This window comes from Nostoc sp. CMAA1605 (assembly GCF_021596505.1).
GTDB lineage: Bacteria > Cyanobacteriota > Cyanobacteriia > Cyanobacteriales > Nostocaceae > Trichormus.
The window spans coordinates 1-13,483 of the sequence record NZ_PJIZ01000117.1 but is presented as its reverse complement, the minus strand read 5'-3'; the positions used below and the strand labels follow the sequence as shown (position 1 = coordinate 13,483).

Annotated in this window: 12 protein-coding genes; 7 read left to right on the top strand and 5 right to left on the bottom strand. The window is 44.3% G+C overall.

What is annotated here, in order from left to right; translation table 11 throughout:
- Together clpX and clpP are read right to left on the bottom strand one after the other, a co-directional pair.
- On the bottom strand, positions 1-1,293 hold a 1,293-nt coding region (clpX, locus tag CV014_RS26265), incomplete at its 3' end, for an ATP-dependent protease ATP-binding subunit ClpX (protein ID WP_236144709.1).
- Positions 1,294-1,302: 9 nt separating this feature from the next.
- Entirely contained in the window at positions 1,303-2,004 is a 702-nt protein-coding gene (clpP, locus tag CV014_RS26260) for an ATP-dependent Clp endopeptidase proteolytic subunit ClpP (RefSeq protein WP_103140272.1), read from the bottom strand.
- 96 nt (positions 2,005-2,100) lie between these two features.
- Here clpP and CV014_RS26255 point away from each other — a divergent pair, with 96 nt between their 5' ends.
- The gene (locus CV014_RS26255) at positions 2,101-2,277 is read left to right on the top strand and encodes a hypothetical protein (RefSeq protein ID WP_236144708.1); all 177 of its coding nucleotides are present in this window, start codon (positions 2,101-2,103) and stop codon (positions 2,275-2,277) included.
- Positions 2,207-2,401, top strand: a complete 195-nt coding sequence (locus CV014_RS26250) for a hypothetical protein (protein ID WP_236144707.1) — start codon at positions 2,207-2,209, stop codon at positions 2,399-2,401. Before CV014_RS26255 ends, CV014_RS26250 begins: the two co-directional genes overlap by 71 nt.
- 38 nt (positions 2,402-2,439) lie before the next feature.
- On the opposite strand, the gene tig is transcribed toward CV014_RS26250, so the two are convergent.
- On the bottom strand, positions 2,440-3,855 hold the full coding sequence (gene tig / locus CV014_RS26245; RefSeq protein ID WP_236144706.1) for a trigger factor: 1,416 nt from the start codon (positions 3,853-3,855) through the stop codon (positions 2,440-2,442).
- A 576-nt stretch (positions 3,856-4,431) separates the two neighbouring features.
- Here tig and CV014_RS26240 point away from each other — a divergent pair.
- The 4 genes from CV014_RS26240 (at position 4,432) to CV014_RS26225 (ending at position 9,260) form a co-directional block, all read left to right on the top strand.
- Positions 4,432-5,475 carry an aspartate-semialdehyde dehydrogenase gene (locus tag CV014_RS26240; protein ID WP_236144705.1) on the top strand — a complete coding sequence of 348 codons (1,044 nt, stop codon included), beginning with the start codon at positions 4,432-4,434 and terminating at the stop codon, positions 5,473-5,475.
- Positions 5,476-5,665: 190 nt separating this feature from the next.
- Positions 5,666-6,550: a 4-hydroxy-tetrahydrodipicolinate synthase gene (gene dapA, locus CV014_RS26235; protein WP_236144704.1), complete on the top strand. Its 885-nt coding sequence runs from the start codon at positions 5,666-5,668 to the stop codon at positions 6,548-6,550.
- Positions 6,551-6,825: 275 nt separating this feature from the next.
- On the top strand, positions 6,826-8,601 hold the full coding sequence (locus tag CV014_RS26230; protein WP_236144703.1) for a ribonuclease J: 1,776 nt from the start codon (positions 6,826-6,828) through the stop codon (positions 8,599-8,601).
- A gap of 74 nt (positions 8,602-8,675) precedes the next feature.
- Entirely contained in the window at positions 8,676-9,260 is a 585-nt protein-coding gene (locus CV014_RS26225) for a Uma2 family endonuclease (RefSeq protein ID WP_236144702.1), read from the top strand.
- An 18-nt stretch (positions 9,261-9,278) separates the two neighbouring features.
- Here CV014_RS26225 and CV014_RS26220 read toward each other — a convergent pair whose 3' ends face one another.
- Positions 9,279-10,475: an anion transporter gene (locus CV014_RS26220; protein ID WP_236144701.1), complete on the bottom strand. Its 1,197-nt coding sequence runs from the start codon at positions 10,473-10,475 to the stop codon at positions 9,279-9,281.
- Between the two features lie 371 nt (positions 10,476-10,846).
- On the opposite strand from CV014_RS26220, the gene CV014_RS26215 reads away from it, so the two are divergent.
- Positions 10,847-11,224 carry a Mo-dependent nitrogenase C-terminal domain-containing protein gene (locus tag CV014_RS26215; protein ID WP_236144700.1) on the top strand — a complete coding sequence of 126 codons (378 nt, stop codon included), beginning with the start codon at positions 10,847-10,849 and terminating at the stop codon, positions 11,222-11,224.
- Positions 11,225-11,308: 84 nt separating this feature from the next.
- On the opposite strand, the gene CV014_RS26210 is transcribed toward CV014_RS26215, so the two are convergent.
- Positions 11,309-13,483 (bottom strand): hybrid sensor histidine kinase/response regulator (locus tag CV014_RS26210; RefSeq protein ID WP_236144699.1); only part of this gene is annotated, 2,175 nt, incomplete at its 5' end.

Here is a 13,483-nt window from a genome sequence, read left to right as displayed (position 1 = left end):
TTCGGCTGTGGAGCGTTTCTCTACCATTTCCCTAGTTACTGTGCAGCGTGTCACATCTTTTCGGGATGGTAATTCGTACATCACATCTAGCATGAGTTCTTCGACAATCCCCCGTAAGGCTCTCGCGCCAGTTTTCCGTCGATATGCTTCTTGAGCGATCGCTTTTAAGGCTTCCGGTTTAAAATCTAGCTGGACGTTATCCATCTTCAGCAGTTTTTGGTACTGCTTGACTAAAGCACTGCGTGGCTGGGTGAGGATCGCCATTAAAGCTTCTTCGTCTAGGGGATCTACCACCGCTACCATTGGTACACGACCGATAAATTCAGGAATCATCCCAAATTTGACTAAATCATCCGGTTCGAGATGTCTTAACACATCTGCTGCCCGTTTTTCTTTGGATTGTCCCTCCCCAGGTTGAACAAAGCCGATTGACTTTTTACCTGCTCTCTGCTCTACAACTTTTTCCAAACCAACAAAAGCTCCACCACAAATGAAGAGAATGTTGCTGGTATCAATCTGGATGCAGTCTTGGTAGGGGTGCTTGCGTCCGCCTTGGGGTGGTACATTGGCAATCGTGCCTTCTAGCATCTTCAATAATGCCTGCTGTACACCTTCGCCGGAAACGTCGCGGGTAATTGAGGGGTTTTCACTCTTACGGGCGATTTTGTCGATTTCATCGATGTAGATAATGCCTCGCTGTGCTTCTTCTACGTCTAAATCAGCTACTTGCAACAATCGCAGGAGAATATTTTCCACATCTTCCCCTACATATCCTGCTTCTGTGAGTGTGGTAGCATCAGCAACAGCAAAGGGGACATCGAGAATTTTCGCCAAGGTTTGGGCTAACAGCGTTTTACCGCAACCCGTAGGGCCGATTAAGAGAATGTTAGATTTTTGTAATTCTACGGCATCATCACCGTTTTTCCCACTGCCCTTTGATTGCAGGATTGCCAACCGCTTGTAGTGGTTGTAAACAGCGACAGATAAAACCTTTTTCGCCTCGTCTTGCCCAATGACGTGTTCGTCTAGGTACTTTTTAATCTCTCTGGGTTTGGGTATTTGGCTTAAGGAGAGACTGGAAGAACGGGCGCGGCGTTTTTGAGCTGGTTCTGATTTAGGTGCTGGTTGTGCCGCCGCTCCGTTAGTATCTAGTAACTCCTCATCTAGTATTTCATTACACAAGTCAACGCATTCATCGCAGATGTAGACTCCCGGCCCTGCGATTAACTTACGCACCTGCTCTTGAGACTTGCCACAAAACGAACATTTTAAATGGGAGTCGTACTTAGACATACCAGCCTCTTATTTGACAACGGTGACATTTTCCCCTGCGGTGGGAAGATTTTGTCTGGAGATGACTTGATCAATCAAACCGTAACTCTTAGCCTCTTCTGCGGACATGAAGAAGTCGCGATCGGTATCTGTTTCGATTTTCTCTAGGGGTTGACCAGTATGTTTAGTCAATAACTGATTTAACATACCCTTGATGTAAAGAATTTCCCTAGCTTGGATTTCGATGTCAATTGCTTGACCTTGTGCGCCGCCCAGGGGTTGGTGGATCATGATGCGGGAATCTGGCAAAGACATACGTTTACCAGCAGTTCCGGCTGCTAACAGAAATGCCCCCATGCTGGCGGCTAATCCAAAACATATAGTAACAACATCTGGCCGAATCTGCTGAATTGTATCATAGATTGCCATTCCTGCGTAGACGGAGCCACCAGGGGAGTTAATGTACAGTTGGATGTCTTTTTCTGCGTCTTCAGCGTCTAGAAACAATAACTGGGCAACAACTGTATTAGCTACCGCATCATCTATAGGGGTTCCCAGAAAGATAATTCGCTCTCGCAGTAGGCGGGAGTAAATGTCAAAAGCTCTTTCTCCCATCCCTGATTGTTCTACAACCGTAGGCAAAATGTTACTTGTGCCGTGGATATGGGAAGAAATTCCGCCGATTTGACCTAAACTGCTGATGGGATAGTTTGCCGACTGCGATACAAGCATAGGAGAACTTTTAAAGATAGGTTGATTACAGATATTTTGGCAGCGATCGCTGCTGGATATGCAATAGAGTAAATTTTGGTTTTACCTATGTGTATTATGCCTCATCTATATTCTTCTCGTGTAGCAGGGTATCAGGCAAGTAAGATCACAAATCTTATTCCTGGGGATTGGGGACTGGGGACTGGGGACTGGGGACTGGGGATTGGGGACTGGGGACTGGGGATTGGGGACTGGGGACTGGGGATTGGGGACTGGGGATTGGGTGGGGTATAGGATTATTTACTCAATGCCCTATTTAGCTGTTATAACCCAGGGTTTGCCGTGCTGTCTTTTCCCTGATACCCCTACAACACCACTCAGCACTCAGCACTCTTTTGCTGTACTGTCTTTTCCCTGATACCCCCACACCCCCATACCCTTACACCCCTAATATAGTTACTCTCCCGATTCTGTGGTAGATTCGGCAGGTTCTGCCTCAGTCTCAGGTGCAGTTGTTGCTGTTTCTTCCTCTTTGCTGGCTAGTGAACCTTCTGGTACCAGTTCAACGGTAGAATGCTCTAGTAGCCAATCGATAATTTTTTCGCTTAACATTTCGTTTTCGACGACTGCTTGCAGTCTATCTTGGTCAACGTCCTCATCTGGATACTGCGCCAGGAGTTCTGTAACTCTAGCTTGCACCTCTTCTGGTGTAACTTCGATTGATTCGCGTTTAGCAACTTCTTGTAGAACCAAAGACCGCTTCAGACGTTCAATAGCTTCAGGGCGCGACCTTTCCCGTAATTGGGGGATAATATCTTCGGTAAATAACTTTCTGACATCTAGCCCTTGCTGTGACAGTTTGATTGCTGTTTGTGTCAGCATGGTGTCTATTTCTTTGTCAATCATCGTGGCTGGTAAATCTGCCTCTAGATGCTTGACTATTTCGTTTAACAGGGCTTCTTGTTTGTTGGCTTTGGTTTTATCCTCAGCTTCTTTTTGATATCGCTCCTCTAGGGATGCACGCAATGCTTCTATAGTCTCAAAGTCGCTGACTTCTTGGGCGAAGTCATCATCTAAGGCTGGCAATTCTTTTTCTTTGAGTTCTTTGAGTGTGATGGTGAATAATGCGGGTTTACCGGCTAATTCTTGGTTTACGTAAGGATCGGGGAATTGAGCCGATACTTCTCTGGTTTCTCCAGGATTCATCCCGATCATTCCTGAAACAAAGCCAGGAATGAATTTATCTTCTTGTAACTCTACTTGGAAATCGGTCGCATCACCACCAGGAATGGGTTCTGGTTCAGCTGCGGGGTCTGCGTCTTCGGCTTTAGCAATTACGCCTTTAAAGTCTACTACTGCCACATCCCCAATTTGGGCTGCTCTTCCTTCTACGGGAATTAATGTAGCCATCTGTTGACGTTCTTGTTCTAGAACTTCGTCTACTCGATTAGCATCATGCTTGATTTCCTCGGCTTGGACACTCAAACCAGTGTATTGCGTTAAATTCACTTCTGGTTCGACATCCACGGCCGCTATGAATACCAAGGGTTTTCCTGGTTCGTAGCTATTGATTAAATCATCAAAGGAAGAACGTAACCGTGGTTGACCAATAGCCGCAATCGATTCTTGCTTAACAGCTTTCTCAATCCCATCTTGAATGAGTTCTTCTAGGGCTGCTGCTTTAATCCGAGTGCTGCCCAATTGCTGTAACAATATGTGCCTGGGTGCTTTGCCTTTACGAAACCCAGGAATATTAACGGTTTTAGCTAAGTTTTTAATAACTTGTTCGTAGGTTTGCTGAGTGCTTTCTGGTGTAATTTCTATCTCCAGCCCAATTTGACTGGCGGGAAGTTTTTCCTGGGTAACTTTCATGCTTTGTCTCTAAGTTTTTCTGGTGTTTGTGACTCCAAGTACACACAAGACGGGATTTACCGCTTTTGGATTTGATGTTTCTTGGTTAAATTTGGGAGGTTTCTACAAGGTGCATTTCCTGCCCCTGCTCGTAGATATCCAGTTTACTGCTAATGGCAAAAGACTTGACATTTTACCTCTATAACTTTACTCAAATCAATAGAGGCAACAGGTAGGGATCTGGAGGCAGGGGGGCAGGGAGCAAGGGGGCAGGGGGAAAAATCAAATTACGCCACTTGCAGGTGTTAGCGGGACTGTTGACTGAAAGACTGTTGATTTTCTTTTGTAGAGCAAATTTATTGTATAATGAACCCACATTGCTGGAATTTTAATGATAAATATCAACAAAAAATGCGCTAAACTTTGTCATCAACTTATACTATGTAACTAGTTAAAGATATTCTTATACGTAAAAAATATTTGATTGAAATTAAAAAAATTAATTTTAGGCGCGATTATTGCTAATTTTTTAGAAAAACTGTCAATTTTTGTAAAACATCTGAGTCATCCATCACCTCTTGGAAGGAGGAAATTAGTTTGTCAAAGTCTTATCGTGTAGCTATCTTGGGTGCAACTGGTGCTGTCGGCACAGAGTTGCTGGAATTATTAGCAAGTCGGAATTTTCCAATAGCAGAGCTAAAATTGTTAGCCTCTGCCAAAAGTGTAGGGCGATCGCTGTCATTTCGGGGAGAAAATATCCCAGTAGAGGCGGTGAGCGATCGCGCCTTGGAAAATGTGGATATAGTGTTGGCTAGTGCCGGTGGTTCGACCTCCAAAACTTGGGCAAAGGTCGCAGTGGAAAAAGGTGCAGTAGTTATCGATAATTCCAGTGCCTTCCGCATGCACCCAGAAGTCCCTCTGGTTGTACCAGAAGTGAATCCCCAAGCGGCTGCTACCCACCAAGGGATTATTGCCAACCCCAACTGCACCACAATTTTGATGACCTTGGCAGTGTGGCCTTTGCATCAAGTCAAACCAGTGCAACGCATCGTCGCCGCTACCTATCAATCAGCCAGTGGTGCAGGCGCGAAAGCAATGGAGGAAGTCAAAATCCAAAGTAGTGCTATCCTTCAAGGTAAATCACCAGTAGCCGAAGTCCTGCCCTATCCGTTAGCATTTAACTTATTTCCCCATAATTCCCCCATGACTGATTCAGGGTATTGTGAGGAAGAAATGAAAATGGTCAACGAAACCCGCAAAATCTTCGGCACACAAGATATCAGAATTACCGCCACTTGTGTGCGAGTACCAGTGTTGCGGGCGCATTCTGAAGCCATTAACTTGGAGTTTGCTGAACCATTCTCCCCCGCAGCTGCCAAAGAAATTCTCTCGCAAGCACCAGGAGTAAAATTAGTAGAAGACTGGGGCAAAAACTACTTCCCCATGCCCATCGAAGCCAGTGGTCGAGATGAGGTTTTAGTAGGTAGAATTCGTCAAGACATTTCTCATCCCTGTGGTTTAGAACTATGGCTGTGTGGCGATCAAATACGTAAAGGCGCAGCCTTAAACGCAGTCCAAATCGCTGAGTTGTTAGTAGAGAAAAATTTACTCCAACCGGCAAAAGTCTACGCTTCTTCGTAGTAAGTAAAGAGGCAGGGGGGCAGGCTTCCGCCGTGAGCGTCAGCCGAACGGGAGCAGGGAGCAGGGGAGCAAGAAGAAGCAAGAAACTTATTATCTTGCACTCAGCACTCATCACTCAGCACTCACAAACTTAATTAAAATAAAAACCACCAAGAGATAAACACAAAAAAGGTAGTTAGGAGTAATAAGGGTGGGAGATTTTGGCAGAGTTTTAACCGCTATGATTACGCCGTTTAAAGCAGACGGTAGTGTCAACTACGATGTCGCAGCTAAACTGGCGGCACATTTAGCTGATAACGGTACAGATACATTGGTAGTGTGTGGAACGACTGGAGAATCTCCTACTCTCAGTTGGGACGAAGAATACCAATTGTTTGTCGAAGTTTTGCAAGCCGTAGCAGGCAAAGCCAAAGTCATCGCAGGCTGTGGTTCTAATTCCACCAAAGAAGCGATCGCAGCGACACAAAAAGCAGCTAAAATAGGTGTACATGGCACTTTACAGGTTGTACCCTACTACAACAAACCTCCACAGGCAGGACTGTATCAGCACTTCCAAGCCATAGCAAACTCCTGCCCCGATCTACCGATACTGTTGTACAATATCCCCGGAAGGACAGGTCAAAATCTCTCCCCAGAGACAGTTGTACAATTAGCCGCAGTTGATAATATAGTCGGGATAAAAGAAGCTAGTGGCAATCTCGACCAAACCAGTGAAATTCGCAGGTTGACACCACCAGAGTTTCAGATTTACGCTGGAGATGATTCGTTAACCTTGCCCTTGTTAGCGGTCGGGGCCAAGGGAGTAGTGAGTGTAGCTTCTCATCTTGTAGGCAACCAACTACAGCAGATGATTCAAGCTTTTAATGCCGGACAAGTAACCCTGTCCAGTGAAATTCATCTGAGATTTTTCCCACTGTTTAAAGCATTATTTCTCTCTACAAATCCTATTCCTATTAAACAAGCACTCAAACTTCAAGGTTGGGAGGTAGGTTCGACTCGTCTGCCATTATGTGAAGCTGACCAAGATGTAACAGACAAGTTAGCAGCAGTCATGAAAAAGCTCGACTTAATTTAATCATAATTACCGTTATTGCAGCCGTTGTTAATTGCTATTAATTTTCAATTAAGTAGGCATGATTATAACTAATCTTGATGACAAACCGGACTAGGAAAATTGATAAAAAATATACAGTGAACTATTCAATGTAAAGCCCTTTGTATTAGCAAAAAACTACAGATATTAGAGAAATTTGGCGGCTGAAACTCAGCAGGCTAAAGTCGTCATTCCTAAACGACTCGTAAGTTTGAATTTATTAAACCTAAAACTACAAACAACAACATCAGGAGAAAATGGCTAAAAACGAAGCTACATCTGCCCTAAAAATCATTCCTTTGGGCGGTTTACATGAAATTGGTAAGAATACCTGTGTTTTTGAATACGATGATGAAATCATCCTTTTAGATGCTGGACTGGCTTTTCCCACGGAGGCAATGCACGGAGTAAATATTGTACTCCCAGATACAACTTATCTCAGGGAAAATCGCCATAAAATCAAAGGAATGATTGTCACTCATGGTCATGAAGACCACATTGGCGGGATTGCTTTCCATTTGAAGCAATTTGACATTCCCGTGATTTACGGGCCGAGACTAGCAATGGCCATGCTGGAAGGCAAATTAGAAGAAGCGGGAGTCCGCGATCGCACAGAATTAAGAAAAGTCCTGCCCCGTGATGTCGTCAGAATTGGCAAACATTTCTTTGTGGAGTACATCCGCAACACCCACTCCATCGCCGATAGTTTCACCGTCGCCATTCACACCCCTTTAGGTGTCGTCATTCACACAGGGGATTTTAAAATTGACCACACCCCTATCGATGGTGAAAGGTTTGACCTCCAACGCCTCGCGGAACACGGCGAAAAAGGTGTACTTTGTCTGCTAAGTGATTCTACTAACTCAGAAGTACCAGGATTTACCCCCTCCGAAGCAGCCGTTCTACCCAACCTAGACCGAGTTTTTGGTCAAGCTACCGGCAGATTATTTGTCACCACCTTTGCTTCTAGCGTCCATCGCATCAACATAGTTTTGCAACTGGCGAAAAAGCATAACCGTGTGGTGACAGTGGTGGGGCGTTCCATGTTGAACTTAATTGCCCATGCCCGTAATCTCGGCTATATCAAGTGTGAGGACAACCTATTTCAACCCCTGCACACAGTCCGCGGCCTACCTGATGAAAACGTCTTGATTCTCACTACCGGTTCTCAAGGTGAGACAATGGCAGCCATGACTCGTATTGCTAACCAAGAACACCCCCACATTAAAATTCGGGAAGGAGATACAGTTGTGTTCTCCGCTAATCCCATCCCTGGTAACACAATTGCAGTCGTCAACACCATCGATAAATTGATGATTCAAGGGGCAAAAGTCCTCTATGGGCGAGAACAAGGGCTGCACGTTTCTGGACATGGTTGTCAAGAAGACCAAAAGCTGATGTTAGCCTTAACGCGTCCCAAATTCTTCGTTCCCGTCCACGGCGAACACCGGATGTTAGTCAAACACGCCGACACAGCCCGGAGAATGGGTGTACCAGCAGAAAATATGGTCATTATCCAAAATGGCGACGTAATTGAACTCACAGAAGAATCCATTCGAGTCGGTGGGAAAGTGCCATCAGGAATTGAGCTGGTAGACACTACAAGTTCTGGGATGGTTAGTGCCAAAGTCTTACAAGAACGCCAACGCATGGCTGAAGAAGGGATTGTCACCATTGCGGCGGCAATTGATTGGCAGGGTAAACTCATGGCCAAGCCAGAAATTCATTTGCGGGGCGTTGTCACTAGTGTAGAGCGATCGCTAGTGCAGAAATGGGTACAACAGCGTATTGAAGAGATTCTCAGCGTCCGGTGGACAGAGTTTTCCACAGGAACAGCCGAACAACCCCAAGTTGATTGGGGCGGATTGCATGATACTTTAGAGCGAGAATTGCACCGTTCCATTAAGCGAGAATTGCAATGTCAGCCTTCAGTCACATTATTGATGCAGACTCCAGATGAAGCACCTGCACCTGTAAAGGTGAGTGATGGTAGAAGGCGGCGGACTCGCACTGCGGCTCAGGTGGCTTCTTAAGAATTAGCTCATACACCTAAGTAGAGGCAAAGACGCAAGGAGTTGATTAGGCTCTTTGCGCTTTGTCGTAAGTTATGATTTTAGGGGAGGCGATCGCTATGACTAAGACTCCATTGAAAGTTAATACTCTGGAAGAATATCTAAATTTTGATAATGGTACAGATCGTCGCTACGAACTTGAGGATGGGGTGCTATTAGAAATGCCTCCTGGGACTGGTAAGCATGAGGCGATTATTACTCTACTCTTGATTCGCTTCTTTCTAGAAATTCAAAAGATGGGATTGCCTTTACAACCTCGTCCTAATGGTACAGAGGTGCTAACAAATAAACAACCCAGACGGCCTGATGTTTGTGTGATTACTAATGAGCAAGCTAAAAGTATTGAGCGAACTTCAGCTATTCTCACAACTCCGCCACCACTATTAGTAGAAGTAGTCAGCCCTGAATCTGTGGAACGAGACTATATCCAAAAAACGGCTGAGTATGCAGCTATTGGTGTGAGTGAATATTGGATTGTTGACCCTTTGGAAAATCAAGTTACTGTTTGTATGTTAGATGCAGGTAGTTACAAGCAAACTATCTTTACTAGTAATCAACAAATAATTTCTCCGTTATTTACCGAACTAAACTTAACAGTCGAACAGTTACTTGTAGCTTAGTTTGATGACCAGAAATTTTTAATGAACTAAAAAATAAGTAATAGTCACAGTTAACAAAGTTAGCGGCACACCAAAGCGGAGATGTTCCCAAAAGGTGAGTTTATATCCTAATTCTGCTGCCGCTTCTACAGTAATTAAATTAGCAACTGCACCAAATAAAGTTAAATTCCCAGCTAAAGTTGAACCAGCCGCTAGCAGTAACCAAGATTTAGTATCACCTTGAAGAATTAATGGTTGTAATAGTAAGACAGCCGGAACATTAGAAATTAAGTTAGATAAAACAACTGTTAAACCTAATAAACTTGCGGCTGAATTTACCATAGAGGTAAAGGGTTGGAGTAGGTTTAATTTCTGTGTGGCTTTAGTTAAAATAAATAGCCCAGAAAACATGACTAATAAATTCCAATCAACTTTTTTTAAAACTCTTTGGGGTTTAATTCTTCTAGTTATTAGTAATAAGCTAGCAGCAACTAAGGCTGATTCTGCTAAGGGTAAACCGATGGCAAAAGCAATTAGTAGTGCTGTGGTAATAATTAACGTTTTCCGAAATAGAGGTTTGAGTATTCTTTGGTTATTAAGAAGAACAATTGAGCAAGGTTGGAGTGAGCGCACATCGGGATAAAGTAGCCACAGCAATGCTACCTGTATAAATAAGCCAATAATCGCTACTGGAGCTAGTGCTTGCAAAAAATCTATGTAACCGATACCAGAAAATGAGCCAATCAGAATGTTTTGGGGATTACCGCTTAAAGTTGCTACAGAACCAATGTTAGTTGCACCAGCGATCGCTAGTAAATAGGGAATGGGATTTAAACTCAAAGCCTGCGCCAAACTCAAAGTTAAAGGCGTAAATACCAACGCCAATGTATCATTCAGGAAAAAAGCCGACAGTAACCCGCTACCAAAAGTTAAGGCGATTAATAAACCCAAGGGACTGCGAGTTAACTTTAATAGCACCGATAAAGCCTGCTGGAAAAACCCCGCATAGGATAAGTTGGCGTTAACTACCATCATGCTCAACAAAAACACGATAGTGTTAGCATCAATAGCTTGCCAAGCCTCCTGAACATTAAGGACACCCAACGCAATCAAAAACGCTGAACCGACTAAAGCAATGGTGGCGCGGTTCATCCGCAAACCAGGAAGATAACCCAAAGCTAACCCTAGATAGGTTACACCCAATACTCCATAAACTGCAATTTGGATGATTTTCACTGGTTGAATGACTATCTGTTGTTTATTAGTGACTCTAGTTAGAGCAATATACCGCTATCTCTGATATTCTTTATTGACGAAAATTATTATATTAAGCTTTGTTACAATTAACCTAAAACCTGTCCAATGAGGGATGTCTTCATTAGAATTTAAACTGTGTCAAGTTACCGAGAAGATTGAATAGTTACACTACCATTTACGGGAGAATTGCGATTAACTTGACGTAGTAATAAATAGTTTGCTGAACTCGGTGGCTAGTCACAAATGCCATTATATCCCGATTAGAACAAAGTTTTTCCCGATTCGGTAGGTTTCACGCTGTATATATTCACCGGAAGGGTGAACACCCTCACTTACACAGAGGCACAACCATGAAGGTATTTGATAATACCACAAAAAAGATTTTCTTGGCAAGTTGGGTTGCAATCAACCAAACAGAAGTAATTAAAAATGATCCCCAACAGTTGCCAGATTCAACTTCTTTTCGCAGATGGGATCTTCTCCAACCGCTCCGCCGATGGTTAGACAGCATTGAAGTACGCGATCGCCAATTTGCTCATCGCCTGTGTCAATTGATCCCCGCCCAATGTCCTTTTGAACGCGACATCAATTTATTTGGTAAGACACTATTTCACATTCCCCCACTATGCAAACTTAACCCTCTTTATGAAGAGGTGGTGAGTTTGCGCTTTCGCGCCATGTGCTATTTAGCAGATGAGTGCGGTGAAGATGTCACCAAGTATTGTTAGACAAGTCTAATACTACTTATCTGCTTGAACTATAAAAGGCAGGTTAAACCAATTCGCAATGGACAAAGTCCATTGCGAATTATTTTAACTTGCGATAACTGTGGCGATCGCATCCAGCAGTTGTTGTGGTTCGATGGGCTTGGCGAGATGGGCTTGAAACCCAGCAGCGAGAATTTGGCGTTGATTCGCCTCACCAGCATAAGCAGTCAGAGCGATCGCGGGAATATCGCGGTTGAATTGAGGTGGTAGTCCGCGAACCTGACGAATGAATTTGTAGCCGTCCATCTCTGGCATTCCAATATCGCTGATCAGTAAATCAAATTGCGCTTGAATCAGCATTGATAAAGCTTGGGTAGCAGCAGATACTCCTAAAATCTCCGCGCCTTCCTGCTCTAGCATAAACTTCACCAGTTCTAGCGAATCTGCTTCATCATCTACTACGATCACGCGTAAATTCTCTAAATTTAGCCTGGGACTGTTTTGATCATCGGGAGTATGGGGATTTGCCACAGAGGTTAATGGCAGCTGCACTGTAAAAGTTGCCCCCTGCCCTTCTCCAGCACTGGCAACAGTAATTATACCTCCATGTGCTTCCACTAATTGACGAGCGATCGCCAACCCCAGTCCCAAACCGCCGAAGGTACGAGTTGTAGAACTTTCCTGTTGGCGGAATAATTCAAACACATAAGGTAAAAATTCTGGTTGGATACCTTTGCCGGTATCACTGACTTGAATTTGTGCATGGTGAGCAACACGGGTGAGTTGCACCGTGATTTTTCCCCCTTTGGGGGTGAATTTAACTGCATTCGACAATATATTCCAGATTACCTGTTGTAATCTGCTTGCATCTCCCTTTACCTGGCCGACTGATGGGTCAAGCATCAGATCAAAGCGAATTGCTTTTGCTTCTGCGGCTAAATGAACGGTTTCTAAAGCCGCCATAATTGGCTCTACTAAATCAATCGCTACAAAGTTAAGGGAGATTTGACCGCGAATGATGCGAGAGATATCTAGAAGATCATCGATTAGTTGCAGCTGTTGTTGAGCATTCCGTTCAATCGTACTTAACCCCTGCCGGATTCTCTCAGAACTGAGATTGGGTGATTGCAGTAGCCTTGACCAGCCTAAAATCGGTTGCAGTGGGGTTCGCAGTTCATGGGAGACAACCGCCAGAAATTCATCTTTCATTCGGTTGGCGTGTTCTGCGGCTTCTCGCGCCGCTTGCTCTTGCTGGAGTAACCTTTCTCGTTGAGTTTCAATGGCTTTACGCTCGGTAATCTCTTCGCAAACGGTATTAATACCAATAACGCGATCGCCATCTTTTAAAGGTAAAAAGCTTTCTAACCACACACGTTCTACTCCTGGTTGTGCTGGAGTCTCTCCCCGAATTTCCACGTTTAATAGGCCTTCTCCGGTTTCAAAGATGGGACGCAGCAAGTCTTCGGCTGTATCTGCGATGCTAGGTAGTAACTCTCGAATTGTGCGCCCAATGTGTTCTTCTACAGAAAAGCCATTGATTTCTGCCAAACGCTGGTTAATTCTTAAAAAGCGCAGGTCGGAATCGAGTACATTTAACCCAATGGGGGCAGATTGGTAAATAGTTTCAATTTCAGTTAACTGGCGTTGTAAGGTCGTTCGGCTTTCATCTAATTCTGCTTCCAGTCGTTGACGCGTTGTGATATCCACCGTCATCCCAATCATTCTAGTTAACTTTCGGTGCTGATCAAATAGCGCACGGCCACTTTCCTCCAGGATGATGATTTGACCATCCGGGCGCACAACTCGGTAGGTAGTTTTGTAAGTGCTGTTTTCTGGTGTTAGTGTCTGTAAGACTGCTATGAAGCGGTCACGATCATCGGTATGGATGCGCTGAAAAAAGACTGCACCTGTTTCCTCTTGGGCTGATGGCAAATCTAAACCCAAAATACCAGCACAATGAGGCGATCGCTTCACAGCATCTGTGGCTACCTCCCACTCAAAGCTAAACATCCGCGCAATTTCCATTGCCAACTGATGGCGTTCTTCGCTCTCTTGCAGTGACCTATTTGCCTGCTCTAACTGGGCAGTGCGTTGTTCTAGTTCATGGTTGGCACGTTTTAGGGCGGCTTCTGTCTCTTTTTGCTGAGTCACATCGCGAGCAACGCAATAGATGACTTCTTGATCAATTTGCGGTGATGCTGTCCATTCCAGCCAGCGATAGTCACCACGAATAGTTCGGTAACGGTTCTCAAATTTTCCAGTGAGTGTACCTGCTTTTAA

Bases quoted from the DNA above. Each gene is read 5' to 3' on its own strand.
- clpP (WP_103140272.1), bottom strand. From the start codon at position 2,004: ATGCTTGTATCGCAGTCGGCAAACTATCCCATCAGCAGTTTAGGTCAA.
- CV014_RS26255 (WP_236144708.1), top strand. From the start codon at position 2,101: ATGCCTCATCTATATTCTTCTCGTGTAGCAGGGTATCAGGCAAGTAAG.
- tig (WP_236144706.1), bottom strand. From the start codon at position 3,855: ATGAAAGTTACCCAGGAAAAACTTCCCGCCAGTCAAATTGGGCTGGAG.
- CV014_RS26230 (WP_236144703.1), top strand. From the start codon at position 6,826: ATGGCTAAAAACGAAGCTACATCTGCCCTAAAAATCATTCCTTTGGGC.
- CV014_RS26225 (WP_236144702.1), top strand. From the start codon at position 8,676: ATGATTTTAGGGGAGGCGATCGCTATGACTAAGACTCCATTGAAAGTT.
- CV014_RS26215 (WP_236144700.1), top strand. From the start codon at position 10,847: ATGAAGGTATTTGATAATACCACAAAAAAGATTTTCTTGGCAAGTTGG.